18 protein-coding genes and 1 tRNA gene are annotated in these 22,518 nt (G+C 72.3%); 8 read left to right on the top strand and 11 right to left on the bottom strand.

The genetic code is table 11. From position 1 onward, the window contains the following. The first annotated feature begins 4 nt into the window (after nucleotides 1-4). Nucleotides 5-427: a D-aminoacyl-tRNA deacylase gene (dtd, locus tag DSM112329_RS26460; protein ID WP_354699572.1), complete on the top strand. Its 423-nt coding sequence runs from the start codon at nucleotides 5-7 to the stop codon at nucleotides 425-427. A gap of 98 nt (nucleotides 428-525) precedes the next feature. After that, entirely contained in the window at nucleotides 526-1,164 is a 639-nt protein-coding gene (locus tag DSM112329_RS26465) for a hypothetical protein (RefSeq protein WP_354699573.1), read from the top strand. Between the two features lie 101 nt (nucleotides 1,165-1,265). Here DSM112329_RS26465 and DSM112329_RS26470 read toward each other — a convergent pair whose 3' ends face one another. The 6 genes from DSM112329_RS26470 to DSM112329_RS26495 form a co-directional block, all read right to left on the bottom strand. Then, nucleotides 1,266-2,354, bottom strand: coding sequence for a dipeptide ABC transporter ATP-binding protein (locus DSM112329_RS26470; protein ID WP_354699574.1), 1,089 nt, complete (start codon nucleotides 2,352-2,354; stop codon nucleotides 1,266-1,268). Continuing rightward, nucleotides 2,347-3,492: an ABC transporter ATP-binding protein gene (locus DSM112329_RS26475; RefSeq protein WP_354699575.1), complete on the bottom strand. Its 1,146-nt coding sequence runs from the start codon at nucleotides 3,490-3,492 to the stop codon at nucleotides 2,347-2,349. Before DSM112329_RS26475 ends, DSM112329_RS26470 begins: the two co-directional genes overlap by 8 nt. 1 nt (nucleotide 3,493) lies before the next feature. Then, nucleotides 3,494-4,447, bottom strand: coding sequence for an ABC transporter permease (locus tag DSM112329_RS26480; protein ID WP_354699576.1), 954 nt, complete (start codon nucleotides 4,445-4,447; stop codon nucleotides 3,494-3,496). Nucleotides 4,448-4,522: 75 nt separating this feature from the next. Continuing rightward, entirely contained in the window at nucleotides 4,523-6,292 is a 1,770-nt protein-coding gene (locus DSM112329_RS26485) for an ABC transporter substrate-binding protein (RefSeq protein ID WP_354699577.1), read from the bottom strand. A 132-nt stretch (nucleotides 6,293-6,424) separates the two neighbouring features. Next, nucleotides 6,425-7,405: an ABC transporter permease gene (locus tag DSM112329_RS26490; protein ID WP_354699578.1), complete on the bottom strand. Its 981-nt coding sequence runs from the start codon at nucleotides 7,403-7,405 to the stop codon at nucleotides 6,425-6,427. A 343-nt stretch (nucleotides 7,406-7,748) separates the two neighbouring features. Further along, nucleotides 7,749-10,622 carry a hypothetical protein gene (locus tag DSM112329_RS26495; RefSeq protein ID WP_354699579.1) on the bottom strand — a complete coding sequence of 958 codons (2,874 nt, stop codon included), beginning with the start codon at nucleotides 10,620-10,622 and terminating at the stop codon, nucleotides 7,749-7,751. Nucleotides 10,623-10,947: 325 nt separating this feature from the next. Here DSM112329_RS26495 and DSM112329_RS26500 point away from each other — a divergent pair, with 325 nt between their 5' ends. Together DSM112329_RS26500 and DSM112329_RS26505 are read left to right on the top strand one after the other, a co-directional pair. Next, nucleotides 10,948-11,631, top strand: a complete 684-nt coding sequence (locus DSM112329_RS26500) for a Crp/Fnr family transcriptional regulator (RefSeq protein WP_354699580.1) — start codon at nucleotides 10,948-10,950, stop codon at nucleotides 11,629-11,631. Nucleotides 11,632-11,691: 60 nt separating this feature from the next. Further along, nucleotides 11,692-14,907: an AAA family ATPase gene (locus DSM112329_RS26505; RefSeq protein ID WP_354699581.1), complete on the top strand. Its 3,216-nt coding sequence runs from the start codon at nucleotides 11,692-11,694 to the stop codon at nucleotides 14,905-14,907. A gap of 96 nt (nucleotides 14,908-15,003) precedes the next feature. Here DSM112329_RS26505 and DSM112329_RS26510 read toward each other — a convergent pair whose 3' ends face one another. Beyond that, entirely contained in the window at nucleotides 15,004-15,909 is a 906-nt protein-coding gene (locus DSM112329_RS26510) for a LysR family transcriptional regulator (protein ID WP_354699582.1), read from the bottom strand. A gap of 105 nt (nucleotides 15,910-16,014) precedes the next feature. Between DSM112329_RS26510 and DSM112329_RS26515 the strand changes: the two genes are divergently transcribed. Together DSM112329_RS26515 and DSM112329_RS26520 are read left to right on the top strand one after the other, a co-directional pair. Continuing rightward, entirely contained in the window at nucleotides 16,015-16,788 is a 774-nt protein-coding gene (locus DSM112329_RS26515; RefSeq protein WP_354699583.1) for a glucose 1-dehydrogenase, read from the top strand. Beyond that, entirely contained in the window at nucleotides 16,785-17,324 is a 540-nt protein-coding gene (locus tag DSM112329_RS26520; protein WP_354699584.1) for a cyclophilin-like fold protein, read from the top strand. The genes DSM112329_RS26515 and DSM112329_RS26520 overlap by 4 nt, the downstream gene beginning before the upstream one ends. Before the next feature lie 36 nt (nucleotides 17,325-17,360). Here DSM112329_RS26520 and DSM112329_RS26525 read toward each other — a convergent pair. After that, nucleotides 17,361-17,432: transfer RNA gene (locus DSM112329_RS26525), tRNA-Arg, on the bottom strand. A gap of 124 nt (nucleotides 17,433-17,556) precedes the next feature. Here DSM112329_RS26525 and DSM112329_RS26530 point away from each other — a divergent pair. Next, on the top strand, nucleotides 17,557-19,254 hold the full coding sequence (locus DSM112329_RS26530) for a phosphatidylglycerol lysyltransferase domain-containing protein (protein ID WP_354699585.1): 1,698 nt from the start codon (nucleotides 17,557-17,559) through the stop codon (nucleotides 19,252-19,254). 13 nt (nucleotides 19,255-19,267) lie between these two features. Here DSM112329_RS26530 and DSM112329_RS26535 read toward each other — a convergent pair whose 3' ends face one another. Next, nucleotides 19,268-19,831, bottom strand: coding sequence for a phosphoribosyltransferase family protein (locus tag DSM112329_RS26535; protein WP_354699586.1), 564 nt, complete (start codon nucleotides 19,829-19,831; stop codon nucleotides 19,268-19,270). A gap of 76 nt (nucleotides 19,832-19,907) precedes the next feature. Between DSM112329_RS26535 and DSM112329_RS26540 the strand changes: the two genes are divergently transcribed. After that, nucleotides 19,908-20,294, top strand: a complete 387-nt coding sequence (locus DSM112329_RS26540) for a hypothetical protein (protein WP_354699587.1) — start codon at nucleotides 19,908-19,910, stop codon at nucleotides 20,292-20,294. 18 nt (nucleotides 20,295-20,312) lie between these two features. Here the strand turns inward: DSM112329_RS26540 and DSM112329_RS26545 are convergent, their stop codons facing one another. Together DSM112329_RS26545 and DSM112329_RS26550 are read right to left on the bottom strand one after the other, a co-directional pair. Continuing rightward, on the bottom strand, nucleotides 20,313-21,398 hold the full coding sequence (locus DSM112329_RS26545; RefSeq protein ID WP_354699588.1) for a 1-acyl-sn-glycerol-3-phosphate acyltransferase: 1,086 nt from the start codon (nucleotides 21,396-21,398) through the stop codon (nucleotides 20,313-20,315). A gap of 39 nt (nucleotides 21,399-21,437) precedes the next feature. Further along, a complete protein-coding gene (locus DSM112329_RS26550) occupies nucleotides 21,438-22,469 on the bottom strand; it encodes a L,D-transpeptidase (protein WP_354699589.1) in 1,032 nt (343 codons plus the stop codon). Nucleotides 22,470-22,518: the final 49 nt, after the last annotated feature.

A 22,518-nucleotide genomic window follows, 5' to 3' on the forward strand; every position in this document is an offset into this window, starting at 1 on the left:
GGCGATGCGTGCCGTCGTCCAGCGGGTCTCGTCCGCCTCCGTCAGCGTCGGCGGGGAGGTCGTCGGCGCCATCGACGCCGGGCTCCTCGTCCTGCTGGGGATCACCCACGAGGACACGGCCCAGATCGCGGACAGGCTCGCGGACAAGCTGCTGAAGCTGCGGATCTTCTCAGGTGCCGACGGGCGGATGAACGAGCCGCTCGGCCCGGACCGCCGCGTGCTCTGCGTCAGCCAGTTCACGCTCTACGGCGACGCCCGCAAGGGCACGCGCCCGTCCTACGTCGCTGCCGCCCGGCCCGAGCAGGCCGAGCCGCTCTACACGCGGGTCTGCGACGCCCTCGGCGCCGAGCGGGGCGTCTTCGGGGCGGACATGCAGGTGGCGCTGGTGAACGACGGGCCGGTGACGCTGGTCCTCGACGTCGACTGAACGGCGCGCTCGATGTGCCACCACACGCCACCCGCGCACGTGGTGGCACATCGACGGTGGCGGGACGCCGTCCGCGGGCCGAACGTAGACTGCCCGCCATGCCGCCGACCGATCGCTACGTCTGCTCCTTCGCCGCCGAGCCGCCGCAGGATCCGCTGCCCTACGGCCGCTGGGGCGACCGCCTGCGGGTCGAGTTCCTCGCCGCCTGCCTGCGCATCGACGACGAGGGCGAGGACCTGGGCGAGGCCGGCGAGATCGTCTGGTACCCGGACCGCACCTACAACGGCCGCACGTACGTCCCCGCGTCGACCCGCACGACGACCGACTACGAGCTCTACGGGTACGTGTCCTTCCAGCCCGCGACCGACGGCGGGGACGCGACCGACCTGCAGGCGACCGCCGACTTCACGGCCGAGACCGCCGAGGCGAACCCCGACTGGCAGCTCGACCTGTGCGAGGACGTCATCGACGGCTGGCGCGGAGAGGGCGGGAACGTCGCTGCGATGACGCTCGTCTGGGGCCGGCCGATGGTCGGGGACGGCGCGATCGTGACGGCCGAGCTGGCAGGCCTCGCGGTCGACCAGTGCGTCCTGGAGGACGGCCGCTTCACGCTGATCGCCCCGGACAACTACCGGGGGGACATCCTCGACATCAAGCTCTTCAGCGACGCGGGCAAGGAGCTCGCGTCGGAGTCGCTCTACGAAGAGGACGACGAAGACGAAGACGAGGAGGAGTAGCCAGGCCTCCTCGCCCGTCTGACGACCAGTTCTGGTCGCTGCAACGACCAGAACTGGACGTCAGACCGCCCGGGGGACCGCCGGCGCGCAGTCCACGGCAGTCAGGCCGCTGCGGTCGGGACCTGCGCGCCGACCTCGCGGTCGGTCAGCGGGAAGTGGCAGGCGGCGATCGACCCGCCGTCCTTGACCTCGAGCTGGGGCTCGTCCACGTCGCAGGTCCCCATGACCGCCTTCGGGCAACGGGTGTGGAACCGGCAGGCCGACGGCGGATTCGCCGGGGACGGGACGTCACCACCCAGGATCTGCCGCTTCTTCGCGGCGGCGAGCACCGGATCGGGGACCGGGACCGCGCTGAGCAGGGCGCCGGTGTACGGGTGACGCGGGCGGGCGTACAGCTCGTCGGCGGACGCCAGCTCGACGACCTTGCCCAGGTACATCACGGCGATCCGGTCGCACATGTGACGGACGACCGACAGGTCGTGCGCGATGAAGATGATCGTCAGCCCGAGGTCGCGCTGCAGGTCGCGCAGGAGGTTCAGGATCTGCGCCTGGATCGACACGTCGAGTGCGGACACCGGCTCGTCGGCGACGACGATCTTCGGCTTCAGGGCGATCGCGCGCGCGACCCCGATCCGCTGGCGCTGGCCGCCGGAGAACTCGTGGGGCAGGCGGTTGTAGTGCTCGGGGTTCAGGCCGACCTGGTCCATCAGCTCCTGGACGAGCTTCTTGCGCTTGTCCTCGTCCGTCTCGGTGCCGTGGATGATGAACGGCTCGCTGATGATCGAGCCGACGGTCTTGCGCGGGTTCAGCGACGAGTACGGGTCCTGGAAGATCATCTGCATGTCGCGGCGCAGGGGCTTGAGCTCCTTGCGCGACAGCGTGGCGATGTCCTGGCCCTGATACAGGATCTGGCCGCTGGTGGGGTCGAGCAGGCGCATGATCAGCCGGGCGGTCGTCGACTTGCCGCAGCCCGACTCCCCGACGATACCGAGCGTCTCGCCCGCAGCGACGTCGAAGCTGACGCCGTCGACCGCGCGGACGGCACCGACCTGGCGCGCGAGGATGATGCCCTTCTTGATCGGGAAGTGCTTCTTGAGGTCCTTGACCTCGATGATCGGCTCGCGCTTCGGCGGGACGGTCGCGCCTTTCGACAGGTTCGCGCCCTTGCCGAGGTCCGGGGGATCAGTCATCGGTCAGCTTCTTCTCGAGGGAGGGGGCATCGGTGGCCACGGTCTCGGGCTCGGGCTCGGCGTGCTCGAGGACGAGGGTCTTCTCGAGCGGTGGCGGCGCACCCGGGTCAACGCCCTGCGGCGTCTCGCCGGCCTTGAGCGCCGCCCAGATCGCCGTCCGCTCGGCGGACGGGATCACGCAGCGCACCACGTGTGCGGGGCTGGCCGCCGACGGCTCCAGCAGCACGTCCCCGGTGTCGCACTGTCCCGGCCGCGCGTACGGGCAGCGGGGATGGAAGTGGCAGCCGGCCGGCCGGTTGATGAGCGACGGCGGACGCCCCGCGATCGGGACGAGCTCCTGGTCGCGCGGCGTGTCCAGCCGCGGGATCGACGTCAGCAGGCCCCACGTGTACGGGTGCTCGGGCCGCGCGAAGATGTCCGCCTTCGGGCCGCGCTCGACGATCCGCCCGCAGTACATGACGGCGATGTCGTCGGTCACCTCGGCGACGACGCCGAGGTCGTGGGTGATCATGATGACCGCGGTGTCGAGCTCGCTCTGCAGGCGCTCGATGAGCTCCAGGATCTGCGCCTGGACGGTCACGTCGAGCGCGGTCGTCGGCTCGTCCGCGATCAGCATCTTCGGGTCGTTGCACAGGCCCATGGCGATCATCACGCGCTGGCGCATGCCGCCGGAGAACTCGTGCGGGTAGGCGTTCATCCGCGCCTTCGGATCCGGGATGCCGACCAGCGACAGCATCTGCGCCGCCCGGTCGCGCGCGGCGGACTTGGAGACCTTCTGGTGCATCCGCACCGCCTCGACGAGCTGCGTCCCGACCCGGTACATCGGGTGCAGCGAGCTCATCGGGTCCTGGAAGATCATCGCGATCGGCCCGCCGCGGACCACGCGCATCTGCGACTCCGTCGCCGTCACCAGGTCCTGGCCCTGGAACAGGACCTGCCCGGTGATGTCGGCGTTCTTGGCCCGCGTGAGGCCCATCACGGTCAGCGAGCTCACCGACTTGCCCGAGCCCGACTCGCCCACGATGCCCAGCGTCTTGCCGGCGTCGACGGAGTACGAGACGCCGTCGACCGCGTTCACGACGCCGTCCTCAGTCCGGAAGCGGACCGTCAGATCCTTCACCTCCAGCAGCGGCGCCATGTCAGTACCTCACGCGCGGGTCGAGGAACGCGTACAGGATGTCGACGACCAGGCTCGCCAGGCAGACGGCCAGTGCCAGGAACAGGGTCGTCCCCTGGATCATCTGCAGGTCGCCGCGGGAGATCGCGTCGAACGACAGGCGACCGATGCCCTGGATCGAGAAGACCGACTCGGTGAGGATCGCGCCGCCGACGAGGATGCCGACGTCGAGCCCGAGGACCGTGATCAGCGGGGTGATCGCCGATCTGAGCCCGTGGCGGATGACCGACCGGCCCGGCAGGCCCTTGGCGCGGGCCGTGCGGATGTAGTCCTCGCCCATCACCTCGAGCATGTTCGATCTGAGCAGCCGCGCGTAGATCGCGGCGAACGCGGACGCGAGGACGAGCCACGGCATGATCAGCGCGTGGCCCTTGTCGAAGAACCCGTCGGCGTTGCCGTACGCGCCGACGCCGGGTAGCAGCGGGAACTTGCCGAGGTCGTTCGAGAAGAGGTAGGTGACGACGAGGCCGAGCCAGTAGACCGGCGCCGAGATGAGGACGAGCGCGCCGCCCATCATCAGGCGGTCGAGGATCGACCCGCGCTTGATGGCGGAGATCGTGCCGATGACGATGCCGGCGAGGAACCAGATGATCGCCGCGCCGGAGATCAGGTAGAGGGTGTTGGGCAGCCGGTCGAAGATCGTCTCCTTGACCTCGACGTTGTTCACGTACGAGCGACCGAAGTCGAAGTGGAAGACGAGCCGCTCCATGTAGTTCTTGAACTGCTCCGGCTTGGACTTGTCGAGCCCGAGCTGCTCACGGATCGCCTCGACGGCGTCCGGGGTCGGGTTCTTGCCGGCACGCAGGAGGGCGGGGTCGGCGCTCGGCAGCAGGTTGAAGATGCCGAACGTGATCGAGCTGATGAGGAACAGCAGCAGGACCGTCCAGAGGACGCGGCGGATGATGTAGGTGCCCATTGGCGTCCTAGGTCCGGCGGATCCGGCGGGCGGGGATCGGTCGACCCCCGCCCGCCGTCACACGCGCGAGTCGACCTACTTCAGCGACGTGAAGCTGTAGTCGAGGAGCGTGTAGTAGCCGTTGACCGCACCGGCCACGTCCTTGGACCAGATGATGGTCGTCTTGTCCCAGATGAACGGGATGGCCGGCGCCTGGTCGACGATCAGCTTGTCGATCGCGGCCCACGCCTTGAAGCGCTCGTCACCGGTGAGCAGCGCGGCCTTGTCCATCGCCGCGTCGATCGCCGGGTCCTGCAGCGCGCCGAGGTTGTTGTTGCCGCCGTCGGGGTTGTAGGACGACCCCTTGAACGTCGGCTCCAGCATCGACTGCGGGTCGTTGAAGTCCTTGAACCACCCAGCGGCGCCGCAGATCGCGACCTCCTTCTTCGGCACCTGGCAGTACTCGGTGTAGACCGCGTCCTGCGGCACCTGGCGGAGCCGGATCTTGAAGCCGAGCTTCTCGAGCTGCGCCTTGGCGACGAGCGCCTGCGCCTTGCCCGGGTCCGCGTTGGCCGTGATCATCAGCAGCTCTTCCTTGCCGGTGTACTTGCCCGACGGGTAGCCGGCCTTCTTCATGTACTCGGCGGCGAGCGCCGCGTCGCCGCGGGGGTTGGCCAGGAAGTCCTGCCCCGGGCCCTTGGCGCCGCCGGCCTCCTCGAAGCCGGGGACTCCCGGCGGGATGAAGTGCGTGCCGGGGTCACCGACGAACTTGCCGCCACGGGCCTTGATGGCCGCGGTGCGGTCGAAGCCGGCGAGGATCGCCTTGCGGACGTTGATGTTGTCCAGCGGCTTGATCTTCTGGTTCAGCGGGAACCAGCGGAAGCCACCGGACGCGACCTGCCCGTATTGCTCCTTGTACCGCGTGACCGCGAGCTTCAGCTCGGCCGAGGGCGGGTTCGTGTCGATCGCCATGTGCGATCCCTCGAGGATCTGCTGGGCCGCGACCGACATGTTCGACTCGTTGGTCGTGATCTTGATCTCGTCCAGGTAGGCCGGGCGGTAGTCCGTGGCCTTGTTCCAGTTCGGGTTGCGGACGAGGTTGATCGACTTGCCGGCCTGGTACCCGGTGGTGTTGCCCTGGGCGTCGTTCTTGACCATGTACGGGCCGGACGCGACGACGTGGGTGTTGTACGTCGACGGGTTCTTCGCGTCGAACTTCTCCGCGTACTCCTGCGGCACCGGCGCCGTGATCGGCATGACCAGGGCCGGGGCGACCGACGGGGCGGAGGCCGTTGAGAGCTTGAAGACGATGGTGTTGTCGTCCGGCGTCGTGATGCCGCTGATCGGCTTCACGCCCGTGGTCGGCTTCTTCGGGGCGCCGACGATGGACGCGAAGAAGAAGGTGTACTGGCCGCCGACGTTCTTGGAGAAGGCCCGCTCGAACGCGTACTTGACGTCCTTGGACGTGATGACCCGGTTCACCGGGGGCGCGAACTTGACGTTCTTCTGGAGCTTGACCGTGATGGTCTTGTTGTCCGGCGCGATCTCGGGCTCGCCGTCCGCGAGGTCGGGCACGGGGACGTCCTCGCCCGGCTTGAACGAGTAGAGCGTCTTGTTGGTCGCGTAGATGACCTGGTAGCCGCCGGTGTAGTACGAGTGCCCGGGGTCGAGGTAGTCGACATCGCTGGCGCCGAGCTGCGTGAGGACGCCGCCCTGCTTGCCCTCGGTCGGCGCCTTGGCCGGCGTGCCGGTGCTGGCGGTCGTCGCCGACCCGGCCGGGGTGCTGCTGGTGTCGTCGTCGCTTCCGCAGGCGGAGACGCCGAGCGCGAGCGCGCTGACCCCTCCGGCGAGAACGAGACGCATCATGCGACTGGTCATGGTTGTCCTTTCGGTGGTGAGGCCCGCGGGCCTCGATGCGAGACGTACGGCAAGTGCACTGCGGTGGTGCTGCGATGAGCGGTGTTCATGCGTCGCATGCGAAGGGGGCGGCCGGTGGGCCTACTTGCCGGCCTTCGAGTTGAGCGCGTCCTGCAGGCCGTCGCCCACCAGGTTGAAGGCGAGCACGGTGATGAGGAGCGCTGCTCCGGGGAAGGTCATGTACCACCAGGCGTCGCGGAAGATCCGGGACGCGTCCGAGAGCATCTGCCCCCAGGAGGCGGCGTCCGGGTCGGCGCCGACGCCGAGGAAGCTGAGCGCCGCCTCGTAGAGGACGTTCTGCGGGATCAGGACCGTCGCGTAGACGATGATCGGCGCGACCAGGTTGGGGAGGATCTCGCGGAAGATGATGCGCCGGTCGGAGGCGCCGAGCGACCGGGCCGCGTCGACGAACTCGCGCTCGCGCAGGGACAGCACCTGTCCGCGCACGATCCGGGCCATGTACGGCCAGGACGTGAGCACGATCACGAAGATCACCACGCCGAGGCCCGGCTGCAGGACGCCGCCGAGGCAGCCGTCCTTGCCGGAGCAGGCGACGCCGATGCCCACCGCGAGGACGAGCACGGGGAACGCCAGGACGAGGTCCATCGTGCGCGTCAGCAGGCTGTCGACCCAGCCGCGGTAGTAGCCGGCGATGAGGCCGACGCTGACGCCGATGATCACAGTCAGGAACGTCGCGATGAAGGCGGTCTGCAGCGACACGCGCGACCCGTACACGACGCGCGAGAAGACGTCGCGGCCGAGGTCGTCGACCCCGAACGGATGCGCGCCGGTCGGGCCGAACGGCTGGCCGAAGTCGTCGGTGAGGTCCGAGTTCGTGACGTTCGGCTTCGGCGTCCCCACGATCTTGATAATCAGCGGCGCGAGGATCGCCATCAGGATGACGAGCACGACGACGATCAGCGCGGCGAGCGCGACCTTGTCGCTGCGCAGGCGCCGCCAGAAGAGCTCGAGCGGCGAGCGCGCCGCGATGACGCTCACGCCGGGATCGAGTGGCTCCAGGCCCCCGGCGTCCCCTGCCACCTCGGTCATCGGGGTGCTCAAGAGCGATGGCTCCGAGCGGGGACGGACGAGGCGAGGGTGAGCGGCATGGGGGTGGGGTGTGGCCTGGGTACTCGGGCGCAGACCGGCGCGGCCCGCCGACTTGGTGAGCTGAGCGGACCATACCCCGCACGGTCTGGTCGCGTCACGAGAAACTCACCCTGCAACGCAGCTTGTCAGCATGCGAGCGCCAGGTGGTTGGACCATGTGGCAGAGACGGGGCGCCCTGGTTTAGCCCGTCCGGCGCGAAGGGCGCTCGAAAGGCCTGCATCACGCCGGGATTCGACCTGCACGACACCCGCCGGATCGTCGCCTCGGCGCGTCCGACGACGCCCCGGGGCGCGGTCTACTTCGGCCGGGCAGCCGGGCGGCGCGGGGTCTTGAGCTTGAGCGTCACGGTCCGCGAGACCGGCTTGATGCCCCGGTTGGTCGAGGTCACGACGATCCGGACCTTGATGCCCCGTTTGCCCGCCTTCTTCAGGCGCGCGCGCCCGATCGCGTTGATCCTTATCTTGATCGAGCGCGCCCGGAACGCCGGGATCTTGAAGCCCGCCTTGCCGAGGATGATCGTCTTGAAGGTCCGCGTCGCGCGGAGCGCGCGCACGCCGAAGGGACCGGACGGACCGCTCTTGAGCTGCTGGAGCTTCACCGCGCCGCCGCACCCGAACGCGTTGTTGCAGGCCATGGGGAACCCGAGGACCGGGTCGTTGGCCTGGATCTGGAAGACCTGCTGCCCGTTGGGGAGGACGACCGGCGCGAACTGCGCCGGTATCACCGGGGGCGGGGCCGCGGTGGTCGCGGGTTGGCTTGCCGTCGTGGTCTGGGTCGCGGTCGTCGTCGTCGCCGCCGGCTCGGACGTGGTCGTCGCGGGCGTGGTCGTCGCGGGCTCGGTGGTCGTGGTCGCCGTGGGCTCGGTGGTGGTGGTCGTCGTGGGCTCGGTGGTGGTGGTCGTCGTCGGGGTCGTCGTCGTCGTGGTCGTCGTCGGGGTCGTCGACGTCGTCGTCGGCGGCCGCGGGGTCGGCCCGTTGCCGAACAACGGGTCGGTGAGGATCGCGAGGTTCCCCGCGGGACGCTCGGCCGTGCGGCTGAACGAGCCGCCCAGGACGACGGTGCCGCCGTTGACCACGACGGCGTTGCCGGAACGCATGCCGACGGCGATGTCGATCCCGGGGTTCCAGGCCGTGGCGCTGCCGACCGACGGGCTCGGCGCGAGCGCGACGAGCGCCCGCCTTCCTGCACTGCCGGCGACCGTGAAGGTTCCGGCCGCGTAGACCGCGCCGGCCCCGACCGCGATGCCGCGGACCTCGCCGTCCGCATTCGGTGCCCAGGGGGTCGCGGTCCCGGAGAACACGTCGACGGCCGCGAGGTTGTTCCGCACCTTCCCACCGGCCTCGGTGAAGACGCCGCCGATGTAGACGGTCGACCCCGACGGCGCGATGGTGTTCACCTGCGCCCCGACGAGCGCGGGGTTCCAGCTCGTGGCGGACCCGGTTGTCGGGTCGACCGCGCCGACCCGGGCATGGGCATCACCGCTCAGCGTGCTGAACGTCCCGCCCAGGTAGACGACGCCGCTCCCGGCCGCGACGGTCGTGGCCGATCCGCCGTCGATCGCCGGCGTCCAGCCGGTGAGCGTCCCGTCGCCGACGTTGAACGCGGCCGCACCCGCGCGGGCCTGGAGGGGGCTTCCGGCTTCGGAAAAGCCGCCGACGGCGTAGAGCGTCGAACCGTCGACCGCAAGGCCGGAGACCGCCCCGGGCAGCTGCGGCGCGTCCGGCGCCGGCAGGCCGTCTGCCACGTTCAGGGTCGCCAGGCCGGCCGACCCGCCGACATACACCTTGGTCCCGGACACCGCCAGGGCGCCGCGAGCGGGGGTCCCTCCGAACTGCGGCTGCCAGGACGTGTCCAGCGCCCCGGCCGCGGACAGCTTCGCGACCTTCGCGACCGATGTCGCGGGGCCTGCGGTCCGGAACGACCCGCCCGCGTACAGCGTGGCCGTGCCGGAGGTCGCCAGCGCCGCGACCGGGCCGTCCGGGTCAGGCGCCCACGTCACAGCGTCCCCGTTGATCGGGTCGAGCTGCGCGAGCCTCGGCGCAGCCTTGCCGCCGATCGACGTGAAACCACCCCCCGCGAAGACCGACGCCCCGTTCGAGGCGATGGCCGTCACCGGCCCGTCGGCCGATGGCGTGAAGCTCGACACCGTGCCGTCCGCGGCAGCGACCGCGGCGATGTTGGCGCGGGTCTCGGCGCCGATCTTCGTGAAGTCGCCGCCGACGTACAGGGTCGTGCCCGCCAGGGAGAGCGCGTTGACGCCCGCACCGGTCACATCCGCAGCGAACCCGTCGACGGTGTTCCCAGCAAGGTCGATCGCCCCGAGGCCGGCGCGGTCGACGGCGAGGACGTCGGAATTATCGGAATCGATCCGTGTGATGACCTGCGCGAAGTCGCCGCCGACGTAGAGCTTGTCCACCGCTACCGCGAGTGCGCGCACCTGCCCAAGACTGCTGACGCGCGGGAAGTTCGGGACGGATGCCCCGCCTGTGGTCACGGCCGCGAGGTTCGTGCCCGAGGCACCGACCTTGTTGAAGTCTCCGCCGATGTAGACGACTCCGTCCGCGACAGCCAGCGCGTCCACAGAAACCATGGTTGTCGCGCCCGGGTTCCACGTCGTGCTGACCACCCCCGTGATCGCATTGACGGCGGCGATGCCGTCCCGCTGCAGGCCGCCGACCGTGAAGAAGTCCCCGCCGGCGTACACGACGCCGTTCGCGTACGCGATCGCCCGCACCTCGTCGCCGGGGGTGACGCCCGGGTTCCACGAGTCGACGCCCCCGGTAGAGGTCACATGCGCAAGCCCCGCCCGCGGCAACCCGCCGACGTGCGAGAAGTCCCCCCCGATGTACCAACCCCCCGCGCCGTCCGACGCGACTGCCAGGACCGACCCGCGCACCGGCGGGAAGCTCGCGACCGGGGTCGCGCTCCCCGGCGTCAGCTGCATCCCGCCACCCGTCAGCGTTCGTGCCTGCGTGAACTGCCCGCTGACGAAGAGCTCGCCGCTGGGCGCGCGCACCACGCTCTCGACCGGCGCGTCGAAGGCGTAGGCCCCGGCGGGAAGGTCCGCCCGGGCGGCCGGCGCGATCACCGCGGCAGCGCCCGTCGCCACCAGCGCTGCGAGGATCGCCGTGCGCAGCCGCGCGCCTGCCCGGCCCAGGATCTGAGTCATGGTCGCGACGCTACGCGGCCCTCCGCGTCCCCTCCACGCAGTCCTGGACGCTCCCAACGTCCAGTTCTGGACATCCAAGCGGCGACACCGGACGTCCAGAATTGGGTGCCCGGCGGCGCCCGGCCGTCGTAGCGTCCCGGGGATGCCGGAGGGACGCACCACCACCTGCTGCCCGGTCTGCGGCCAGGCGCCGTCGACCGCCGCGCGGTTCTGCCGGCGCTGCGGGGCACGGCTCGCCGCTCCGCCGAGCCCCGCCGAGCGTCCGGCCGTCCCGGCGACACCCCCGGAGGCGGAGCCCCGGCCGGGCGCGGGATAGCATCGGCCCGTGACGGTCCAGCGGCCCGAGCCGGGCACCTTCCTCGCGCTCCTGCCGGACGACGACCGCGAGGCGCTGCTCGCCCGCGGCGGCCGGCGGCGCTTCGCCCGCGGCGAGCGGCTCATGCACCAGGGGGAGCCCGGGGACCGCGTCCTGCTCCTCCTCGCCGGCCACGTCAAGGCCAGCGCCAGCGACCCGCTCGGACACGAGAGCGTGCTCAGCTTCCGCGGGCCGGGCGACGTCCTCGGCGAGCTGACCTTCATCCACGCGGACCCGCGCTCGGGCCACGTCACGGCGATCGAGCCCGTCTCCGCCCACGCGATCGCCGCCTCGGAGTTCCGCGGGTTCCTGCTGGAGCGGCCTACTGCCGCCCTGGTCCTGATCGACGTGATCGGCCGGCGGGTACGCGAGGCGAATTCCGCCCGCGCGCAGTTCAGCGATCTCGACACCCTGGGACGCGTCGCCGCGCGCCTGGTCGAGCTGAGCGAGCGCTACGGCACACCGACCGCGGAGGGCATCGAGATCGGGCTTCCGGTCACGCAGGAGGACCTCGGGAGCTGGACCGCGTCCTCGCGCGCCGGGGTCGCCGGTGCGCTGCGCACCATGCGCGACCTCGGCTGGATCCAGACCGAGCGACGGCGGATCACCGTGGTCGACCGCGACGCGCTGACGCAGCAGCTGCGGCCGGCCTGAGCGCCGCGCGTGACACGGCGCCCCGCGCCCCGTAGCCTCACCGGCGGGGGTGGGGAGGTCTTGACGCCGCGACATTGCAAAGACTGCGGGCACCGCGCGACCGCTCGCGCGCGGTTCTGCGAGCAGTGCGGGGCCGCCCTGACGCCGACCGCCACGCCGCTGCGGGCGCCGACCGCCCTCGAGGCCCGGATCCTCGACGAGCGGACCGCGATCCAGGGCGAGCGCAAGCAGGTGACGGTGATGTACGCGGACATCGTCGGCTCGATGGCACTGACGCACGCGCTGGACGCCGAGCGCTGGGGTCTGCTCCTGGATCGCTTCCTGAGCATCGCCGCCGCCGCCGTGCACGCGTTCGAGGGAACGGTCAACCAGTTCACCGGCGACGGCCTGCTCGCCGTCTTCGGGGCGCCGCTCGCCCAGGAGGACCACGCGCGGCGCGCCTGCCTCGCGGTCCTGGACCTCCAGCGCGAGGCGAACCGCCTCGCCACGGAGGTCGCCGGCCTGGACGGAGTGCAGTTCGCGGTCCGCTGCGGCCTGAACTCCGGCGAGGTGGTCGTCGGCGCGATCGGCGACGACGTCCACATGGACTTCGTGCCGATCGGCAACACCACCGCGCTGGGCAAGCGGATCGAGTCGTTGGCCCCGCCGGGGTCGACCGCCATGAGCGCGGCCACTGCCGCTCTCGTCGCCGGCGAGTTCGAGGTGCGGCCGCTCGGCGAGTTCGAGCTGAAGGGGGTGGAGGGACGCCAGCACCTGCTCGAGCTGGTCGGTCCCGGCGTGGCGCGGACCCGCCTGGAGGCGAGCGCGGCGACGCGCGGCCTGTCGCCGTTCGTCGCCCGGGACGCCGAGGTCGCGGCCCTGCGGCACGCGCTCGAGCGGGCGCTGGACGGGGACGGACGGGCAATCGGGATCGCCGGCGAGCCGGGCGTCGGGAAGAGCCGCCTCGTGCACGAGTTCGTCGCCGCGTGCGAGGCGCGCGGGCTGGCGGTGAGCCGGACCCACGGCGTCGGCCACGGCCGCTTCGTCCCATTCCTGCCCGTGCTCGCCCTGCTGCGCGACGTCTTCGGCATCACCGAGCAGGACTCGCCCGTGGCCGCCCGCGAGCGGATGGGCAGCCGGCTGACCGCCCTCGACCCGGAGCTGGCGATCGACCTGCCGCTCGTCCACGAGCTCCTCGGCATCGCGGGCGCCGCGCAGCCGGCGGTGGCCCTGGACGCCGCGGCCCACCGGCGCCGCCTGCTCGCCGCCGCGACCCGCGCCGTCGTCGCTCCCGGGGACTTCCGGCTCATCGTGGTCGAGGACCTGCACTGGTTCGACGACGCGAGCGACGCCTTCCTGGAGGAGCTCGTCGCGGCGGTCCGCGGCACGCGGACGCTGCTGATCGGCACCTACCGGCACGAGTACGACGCGGCCTGGGCGGCCCACGGCCCCCACGCCGAGCTGCGCCTGGACCGCCTCGACGGCGCCGCGAGCGACGATCTGCTCACCGGCCTGCTCGGCGGGGACCGCACCCTGGAAGGGCTCGTCCCGCTGATCGAGGCGCACGCCGCCGGCAACCCCTTCTTCATCGAGGAGCTCGTGCGGGCGCTCGACGAGGGTGGCCACCTGACGGGTCGCCGCGGCGCCTACCGGCTCGAGTCGCCCCTCTCGAGCGTGGTCCTTCCGACCACGGTGCAGGCGGGTCTCGCCGCGCGCATCGACCGGCTGCCCGCACGCGCCAAGAGGCTGCTGCAGACGATCTCGGTCATCGGCGGCGAGGTCCCGGGCCCGTTGCTGAGCGCCGTCTCCGGGCTGACCGCCCACGAGCTGGCCGAGACGGTCGAGTTGCTCACCGGCGCGCAGTGGCTCGTGCCCGGCGGGGTCGGCGGCATCCGCAGCCACGCGCTGCACCATCCGCTCAGCCAGGAGGTCGCCTACCGCTCCCAGCTGTCGGAGCCCCGGGCGCGCACGCACCGCGAGGTCGCCGCCGCGATCGCGCGGGCCTACCCCGCCGCCCTGGACGAGCGCGCCGCGCTGCTCGCCCACCATCACGAGGCCGGCGGCGACCCGCTCGGCGCGGCGGGCTGGCACGCACGCGCTGCCACCTGGGCCGGCGCGGCGTCCCCCGCCGACGGGCTGCGGCACTGGCGTCGGGCCCGTGACCTGGCGACCGCGCTCGACCCGTCGCCCGAGCGCAGCGCGCTGATCGCCGAGGCCGGTGTCGGGATCCTGGGCCTGGCCTGGCGGCTCGGCGTCTCCCCGGAGGAGACCGCCGCGCTGCACACGGAGTCGCAGGCGGAGGGCGAGCAGCTGCTGCCGGGCCTCTACTACGCGGGTGCGCTGCTGCACAGCGGCCGCGAGCGGGACGGGCTCGAGCAGTTCCGGAAGGTCAGCCGACAGGCGGTGGCGGCCGGCGACGTGGGGGGCGCGCTGCTCGCGTCGACCGGCGTCGCGTACGCCACGTGGGTCTCGGGCTCCCTGTCCGAAGGGGTCGCGACGATCGACCGCGCCCTCCCGGCGACGGGCGACGACCCGCTCACCGGCGCGGGGCTGGCGTTCACCTGCCCGCTCGCCCACGCGTACGGTCAGCGCGGGCTGTGCGTCGGCTACCGCGGCGAGCTCGAGCAGGCGCGCGGCGACTTCGCCCGCGCGGTCGCCCTCGCTCGTGAATACGACGACCCGGAGATCGAGTCCGCGGCCCACTCGAACCTCGCGCTCGTGGAGGCGGAGACGGGCGACACCGACGCTGCGCTGCGCAGCGCAGCGCTCGGCCTGGCGATCGCCGAGGCGGCGGGCAACGCGGCTCACGTGCTCGCCGGGGCGACGGCGACGGCGACGGCGCTGGCGGGTGCGGGACGGTACGCCGCTGCGCTCGAGCGCGCCCGCTCGACCCTCGCCGCCGCTCGCCGGGACCGCATCGGGCTCTACTACGAGCCGCTCCTGCTCGCGACGATCGCGCGGTCCGCGCTCGCGCTCGGCGACAGCGCCGAGGCGCTGGCGGCAGCCGAGGAGGCGGTGGCCATCGCGCACGCACGCACCTTCGGGAGCTGCGCGCTGTCGGCGCCGATCGTCCTTGCACAGGTTCTGATGGCGACGTCGGGCGCGGAGGCGGCCGGGCGGATCGACGCGGTGCTGGTGCATGCGCTCGAGGTCGCCCGGAGCTGCGACGCCCACGCGTTCACCCCGCTGATCGAGCGCGAGCGGACGGCGCTGGCCCGGTGGCGCGCCCCTGACCCGGCTGTCACGGCGTCGGCTGCATACCGCCCGGGGTCAGACGGGGATGACGACGCCGGCTGATGCGCCGGATCGTCTCGGGTTCGCCCGCAGCTCGACCTCGACCTCGGCATCGCCGCACGGCGCGCGGCGGCCCGGTCCGCCGATGCCCGGCGCACCTCACACGACGCGCGCCCGGGACGGCCGCGCCGCAGCGGTGGTGCGAAGGGCGTCCGCGACCTGTCGAGCGCGGGGATGATGGTCGCCCGGTGGCAACAGGGCGTAGATGTCGCGACGGCGGATCTCGTCGCGGACCGGGCGGACCGCGACGCCGTCGTAGTCACCGGCCAGCAGGCTGGGGACCCAGCCGACGCCGATGCCGCGCATGACGAGGCCGCGAGTGGCGAGGGGCTCGGTGGTCGTGGCCACGATCCGAGGCTCGAAGCCGGCGTCGCGGCAGGCCTGGACCAGGAAGCCGTCGGTGGACGCGAAGATCCAGTCCTCGCCCGCCAGTTGCCGTAGCGCGACCGGGCGGGCGCTTCGCGCGAGGCGGTGGCGCGGGGGGAGGCAGAGCAGGAAACGCTCCTGCAGCAGGTCGATGCGCTCGCAGCCAGGCAGCTCGCGACGCGTCTCGTCCGTGTCCTGGTAGGTGACGGCGACATCGAACTCGCCGCTGAGCAGCCGCTCCTCGACGGTGCCCGGCGTGACCTCGCCGATCCGCACCTGCAGCTCGGAGTCGATGCGCCGGAGCTCCGCCACCGTCGCCGGGACCAGGCTCGCCAGCGCGGTGGGAAAGGCGCCGAGGCGCAGGTGCTCGCGGCGCTCACGCGCGTATGCGGCGACCTGGGTGTCGGCGAGCGCCAGCCGCCACGCGATCTGGTCGGCGTGCACGAGGAGGACGGCGCCGGCCGGCGTCAACCGCAGACCTCCCCGGGCGCGGTCGAGGAGCCTGACGCCGACCTCGGTCTCCAGCAGCGCGACGGCGTGCGACACGGACGGCTGGGTGATCGACAGGCTCTCGGCCGCGCGGGAGAACGATCGCTCATTGGCCACGGCCCGGAAGGTCAGCAGGCGACGCGGATCCATAGATTCTATCTATAGCAGTGCAGAAAGACGTCTCGCCATCTATGGGACGGTGCGTGAAGCTGGAGGCATGAGCAAGACCTTCACGTGCAAGCCGCCGGTGACGCCATGAGCGGCCCGACCTACGACCTGACCGGCCGCGTCGCACTGGTCACCGGCGCCGCCGGCGGGATGGGGCTGGACACCGCCCGCGCCTTCGCCGCCGCCGGCGCGGCGACCGTCCTCTCCGACGTCGACGGGGACGCGCTGGACCGCGCCGCCGGCCAGCTGTCGGCGGCGGGCCACCGCGCGCTCGCCGTCCGCTGCGACGTGTCCGACGAGGACCAGGTCGCGGCGCTCCTGCAGCGGGCCGTCGCCGAGTTCGGTCGGCTGGACATGGCCTTCAACAATGCCGGCATCATGCCGCCGCTCGCCGACGCCGCGGAGGAGCCGGCCGAGGCCTTCGATCGCGTCACGGCCATCAACCTGCGCGGCGTGTGGGCCTGCATGAAGCACGAGCTGCGCGTCATGCGCGAGCAGGACGGCGGCGGCGCGATCGTCAACAACTCCTCCCTCGGCGGCCTCGTCGGGAACCCAGGTCGCGCCGCGTATCACGCCACCAAGCACGGCGTCCTCGGCCTGACCAAGAGCGCCGCGCTGGAGTACGCCGGGCGGGGGGTGCAGATCAACGCGATCTGCCCAGGCACCATCGAGACACCGATGGTCGCCCGGATGATCGCCTCCGGGCAGCTGACCGAGCAGGACGCCATCGCCGGCACCCCGGCTGGTCGCCTCGGCCGCGGTGCGGACATCGCTGCGGCCGTGCTGTGGCTCTGCAGCCCTGCCGCGAGCTTCGTCCACGGCGTCGCGCTCCCCGTCGACGGCGGCTACACGGCCCGATGACCGTGCGCACCCTCCGCATCACCGCTCTCGCGGCCGCCTCGCTCCTCGCGCTGTCGTGCGGCGAGAGCTCCCAGGCGACCTCGGCCCCAGGCGCCGCCGTCGCACCACGCGCCACCCTCACCGTCACCCCCCGCGCGCCGGCCGCACCAGCGGCGGCCCGCGCCCGTGTGCGGGGCGCCGTCGTGCGCTTCAGCGCCCGTGGCGTCCACGTCGACGTCACGATTCGCTCCGACAGCCCGACCACCCGTGACCTGCTCGCCCGGCTGCCGCTGCGCATCGACCTCGAGGAGCTCTCCGGCCGCGAGAAGATCGCCTACCTCAGCCCCGGCCTGCGCACCAAGGGCTCCCCGGGATCGGATCCGAAGGACGGCGACCTCATCTACTACAGGCCCTGGGGCAACCTCGGCTTCTACTACGACGCGGCGGGCATCGGCTACTCCGACGAGACGATCAACCTCGGGACCTATCGCGCCACCCGACGGCAGCTCGACCGGCTGCAGGGTCGCGGCGTCACGGTCCGCGTGCTCCGCCGCTGATCGCCGCGACGCGTCCAGCGCTGCACGGCGCCCGAGTACCCCCGCCAGGAGTCGAACCTGGATCCACCGCTTAGGAGGCGGTTGTCTTATCCATTGGACTACGAGGGCTGGCGGACCGGCGGCCCTGGGTAAGTCTGTCATCCCGGCGTCGCGGGGGTCAGGCGACCGGACACGTGAGCGGATCCTCACGGGCGCCGCGCACCATCGCCGACGGCGGGGGGTAGTCCACGCGATGACCGACAGACCGATCAGCCGGGATCTCCGCGCCCGGCGCCGGGGCGACCGCGTCCCCGCCCTCGTCGGGCTGGTGGTCGCCGTCGCCGGCGGCGTCACCGTCGCCAGCGCCCTCACACCCGAGCTGCCGCAGCGCTTGGACGCCGTCGACGACGTCCTGCCCCGCGACGTCGTCCTCGCCGCGCACGGCCTGTCGCTGCCGGCCGGGCTCGCCCTCGTGCTGATGGGCTACTACCTGGCCCGCCGGCGTCGCCGTGCCGCCCGCGTCGCGCTCGCGTTGCTGCTCGGGTCGGGCGCCCTCAACCTCATGAAGGGGCTCGACGTGGAGGAGGCTGCCGCGTCGTGGGCCGCCGCCGCACTCGTCTGGTGGGCGCGCGACGCCTTCTGCGCCACGCGCATCGACGGGCGGCTGCGGACCGCGCTCGTCCGGGTGGCCGCCGTCTGGGCCGGCACCCTCACCGCCGCCTCGCTGACGGCCCTCGCCGCCGGGCACTGGATCACGCCGACCCCGAGTCTGGGCTCCGCGGTGGCCGACGCGGCCCGGATCGTCGGCCTGGTTGGCCCGCGGCTCGAGGTCAGCGGGCCCGTCGCCTGGCTCAACTGGGGCCTGGCCGCGCTCGGTGCGAGCGCCCTGGTCACCAGCGCCTGGGTCCTCTTCCGGCCGCTGCGCGATCCCGTCCACCTACCCAGCGCCGGGGCCCGTGCCGCGGCCGCGCAGCTGGTCCGCTCGCACGGCGTCGACACCCTCAGCTTCTTCAAGCTCCGCGACGACGTCGACTACCTGCGCTCGGAGGACGGACGCGCGCTGCTGGCCTACCGGGTCGAGAACGGCGTGCTCCTGGTGGCCGGCAACCCGGTCGGCGCCCCGGACGCGGTGCCGCAACTGGTGCGCGAGGCGTGCGTGCTGGCCGAGGTCCGCGGGCTGCGGCTCGGTGTGGTCGGTGCCTGCGGGAAGATGGCGGAGCTGTGGGGCGCTGCCGGCCTGCGGTCCTTCTACCTCGGGGACGAGGCCGTCGTGGACACCCGTGTCTTCGCGGTCGACAAGAAGCGCCGCAAGAAGGTCCGCCAGGCGGTCAACCGGGTCGAGCGGGCCGGCTACACGATCGCGCTGGCCCGGGGCGAGGACCTGGACGACGCCGCCGTCGCCGAGCTCGAGGCGGTCAGCGACCGGTGGCGCGCCGGTGCACCGGAACGCGGCTTCTCGATGGCGATGGACTCGATCGGGGGCGCGCACCTGCCCGCGAGCCTCGTCGTCACCGCGCGCGACGAGCACGGGGCAGTCCGCGGGTTCCTCCACTTCGTCCCCACCTACGGGCGCGCCGCGGCGTCGCTCAGCTTCATGCGCCGGGACCGGGAGGACGTCCCGAACGGGCTCAACGACGCGCTCATCGTCCGCTCCGTGGAGCTGCTTCGCGACGAGTGCGGCGTCGAGGAGGTGTCGCTCAACTTCGCGGCCTTCGCCCGGCTGCTCCACAGCCCGGAGGGGACCTGGGAGCGCTGCCTCGGCCGCCTCGCGAAGGTGCTCAACCCGTTCTTCCAGATCGAGTCGCTGTACCGCTTCAACGCGAAGTTCTCCCCGCGCTGGGTCCCGCGGTACCTCTGCTACGAGGGCTCGCTCCTCGGCTGGACGCAGACGAGCCTGGCCGCCGCGTGGGCGGAGGGGCAGATCCCGAAGCCGTCACTCGGCCGCAGCTGAGCGACGGGGCCCGTCAGCGGTCGGTGCGCTCGGGGTGCACGTCGTCGATCGTCGCGAGCGGGACGTACGGCACCCCCGGAGCGGCGGCCGCGATCGCCTCGCCACCGCCGGCGAGGCGGTCCAGGACGCTGATGATCCCGACGATCGGGATCCCCGCCTCCTTGAACGCGTCGATCGCCTTGATGGTCGAGCCGCCGGTGCTGACGACGTCCTCGACGATGCAGACCGTGTCCCCGTCCTCCGGCAGCGGGCCCTCGATGCGCCGGGAGAGGCCGTGCTGCTTGACCTCCTTGCGCACGAAGAACGCCTTGCCGGGGAAGCCGCCGGCCAGCGCCGCGCAGGCGACCGGGTCCGCCCCCATCGTGAGCCCGCCGACCGCGGTCGCACCCCACGCCGTGGCCTGGGCCGCGACCAGCTCGCCGAGGGCCGCGAAGCCCGCCGGCAGCAGCGTCGCGCGCTTGGCGTCGACGTAGTACTGGGCGACGATGCCCGAGGTCAGCGTCACCTCCCCGAGGACCAGCGCGTGGGTCCGCAGCTCGGCGATCAGCCGCTGCCTGGCGTCCTGGGAGGCGTCCATCGTCGGCGGGACCCTAGTCCAAACGCTTCGTCGATCGCTCACGGTCGGCCGCCGTTCTGCCGTTACCCGCCGGGAGATGTTCGCCACCCCGCTCCGGTTCCTCTCCATCTTCTGCTCCGCCGTCGTGCTGCTGTCGCTCGGCGGCTTCGCCATCGACCAGGCGCGCGCCGGATCCAACGAGAGCCAGGCCGGCATCGCCCGCAGCGGCGAGCAGGTCGACTCCGAGGACGCGGCGAGCTACGCGAAGCCCACGCCCGCCGAGGAGAAGGCCCGCGAGACCGCGAACTCGAGCGTCCGCGAGGTCCTCGACGACGCCAACGACGTCGTCATCGCGCCGTTCGCGTCGATCGGCGACGGGAGCGACAGCGGCTGGGGCCGGCGCGGCATCCCCGCGCTGATCGCACTGCTGGTCTACGGCTTCGGCTTCGGCTTCCTGGCGCGGTTCGCGACCGGCCGCGGCTGACCCCGGGTCGTCCGGCGGCTAGCCCGCGAGGGCCGCTGCGGCCTTCGGCGGCAGCCCGTCCGACCCGAGCTCCACCCGCTGCTCGCCGATCCAGTCGTCCAGGACCTGCCACTGCGCGTAGAGCCACTCGGTCCGGCCCTGCTCGTCCGCCGGTACGGCGGACCCCGGGTGCCGCCAGAGCTTCACGCGGACCGTCGTCCCCACCAGGCCGCCGGACCAGATGTCGCTGATGTACTCGAACCCGTCGAGGCCGACGTGGCCGCAGAAGACCACGTCCGCGCGCCCGGCCGACTCGTCCAGCAGTGCCAGCGGACCACCGAGGCGCGGCGGCAGGACGTGCCGCAGCCGGTTCGCCAGGGGCGCGACCAGCGGCTGGCGCTCGGCGATCGTCGCCTGCGCCTTCGCGAGCTTCGCCGCCGTGTGGCGGGTGCCCTCGGGGTAGATCAGGATGCCCTCGTCCGGCCCGAGGTCGACCGCCAGCTTGCGGACCTGCGCGAGCTCGGCGTCCGGGTCCTTCGAGGCCCGGCGCACGAACGTCGTCGGCACCATGCGGCCGCCGACGTCGATCGTGGGGATCATCTGCAGCTCGCGCTTGAGGACGAAGCGCAGGCCGATCCCGTGCGCCTTGCCGATCACGGCGTCCGGCATCGTGTTGTCGATGATCGAGGCGTGCCGGATGAAGATGAGCACCGGCCCTGGCCCGCCGTGCTCGATCCCGTCGACCTCGAGCTTGAGGCCGAAGAGGACGCGGACGCCGCCGAAGTGGCCGCCGGCCCAGCGGATGCGCGTGCGGTAGACCCAGCGGCGCCGGCGCGGGTGATCGGCCACGAACGGGCCGCCGGTGGTGAGCCAGCTCACCAGCAGCGACGTCATCCCGAGCATCTCACCGGCCAGGAACCACCAGGCGAAGAGCAGCAGCCGGGTCGCCATCCACGGCTTGCGCCGCCGCAGCCACAGCGCGGCGTCGACGACCACGGCCGCGACCAGCAGCACCGGGAACAGGACCGTGACGAGGACGAACGCCAGCGCCTCGGCAGCGATGCCCCGGGTGCGGCGCACGTAGCGCGCGCCGGCGGGACCGTCGTCAGGCAGGAGAGGACCCACGCGGCGGAGCCTATATCCGCCGCGTCACGAGACGGCGCGTCAGCGGTAGTAGGTGTCCACGATCGTGCCGTGGTCGACCCAGTCGAAGATCGACTTGGCGTCCGGGACCGGGACCCGCAGGCAGCCGTGACTCGCGTTGTAGGTCGGCACCGACGAGTACCCGTGGATCGCGTACCCGCGGATGAAGTAGCTCGAGTGGACCATGCCCTTGGCGTTCGTCCCGAAGTCCTTGCGGTAGACGCGGAAGGTGCCGAGGATGGTCGGCGTCGAGGGGGCGCCCGAGGACGTCGGGTAGATGCGCTCGACCTTGCCGCCCTTGCCGATCAGCGCCAGCACCTGGTGGGTGATGTCGCCCTCGATGTGCCGGCCGTGGTTCGGGAACTTCACCTTGAACCCGCCGCCGCCGGCCGCCATCTTCTGGAAGAAGGGCTTGTCGGCGCTGGCGATCCGGCTCATCCCGGTCAGCTTGCGGAACGCGACGACCGCGCGGATCGTGTGGCCGTCCATCCGGCCGTTGACGTCGACGACGTACTTGAGCGCCTTCAGGCGGCTCTGCAGGATCCGGACCTTGCGGCCCTGCGACCCCTGCGGCACGGCGCGCGGGAGGACGTCGACGGCGACCTGCTTCGCGCGGGCCGAGGCCTGCGCGGGCGTCGTCAGGTGCGAGGCGTTGACGTGCAGCGTCCCGGCCGACTTCGGCTTGTAGGCGATCAGGAAGCGGCCGGCCTGGCCGTTGCCCATCTTCTGGATCGTGCGGCTGACCGACATGACCGACTTGCCGGCCTGGTCGATGCGGACCGTGACCTTCTGCCCGGGGACGTAGGGCGTGACCGTGCCGCGCAGGCGGATGCTGCTGCCGGTGAGCACGGTCGCCCGCTTGCCGACGCGCTCGGCGACGACGACGATCTTCGCCTTCTTCTGGACGACCGCCGGCTTGGCCGGCGGCGACGCCGGCGCGGGCGTCGTGGGCGTCGTCGGGGCGGGCGGGACCCCGGGGAGCTGGGCGCCGGCGGCCGCCGGGGCCAGCAAGGCAGGGACGAAGGCGAGGGGGAGCAGGCGGCGCGGAGTCATGGGCGGCGCGCATCGTATCGCGAGACGGCACGGGTTCCGCGCTGGTCGG

The sequence above is a fragment of the Paraconexibacter sp. AEG42_29 genome, from assembly GCF_040581415.1.
Classification (GTDB): Bacteria; Actinomycetota; Thermoleophilia; order Solirubrobacterales; family Solirubrobacteraceae; genus Paraconexibacter.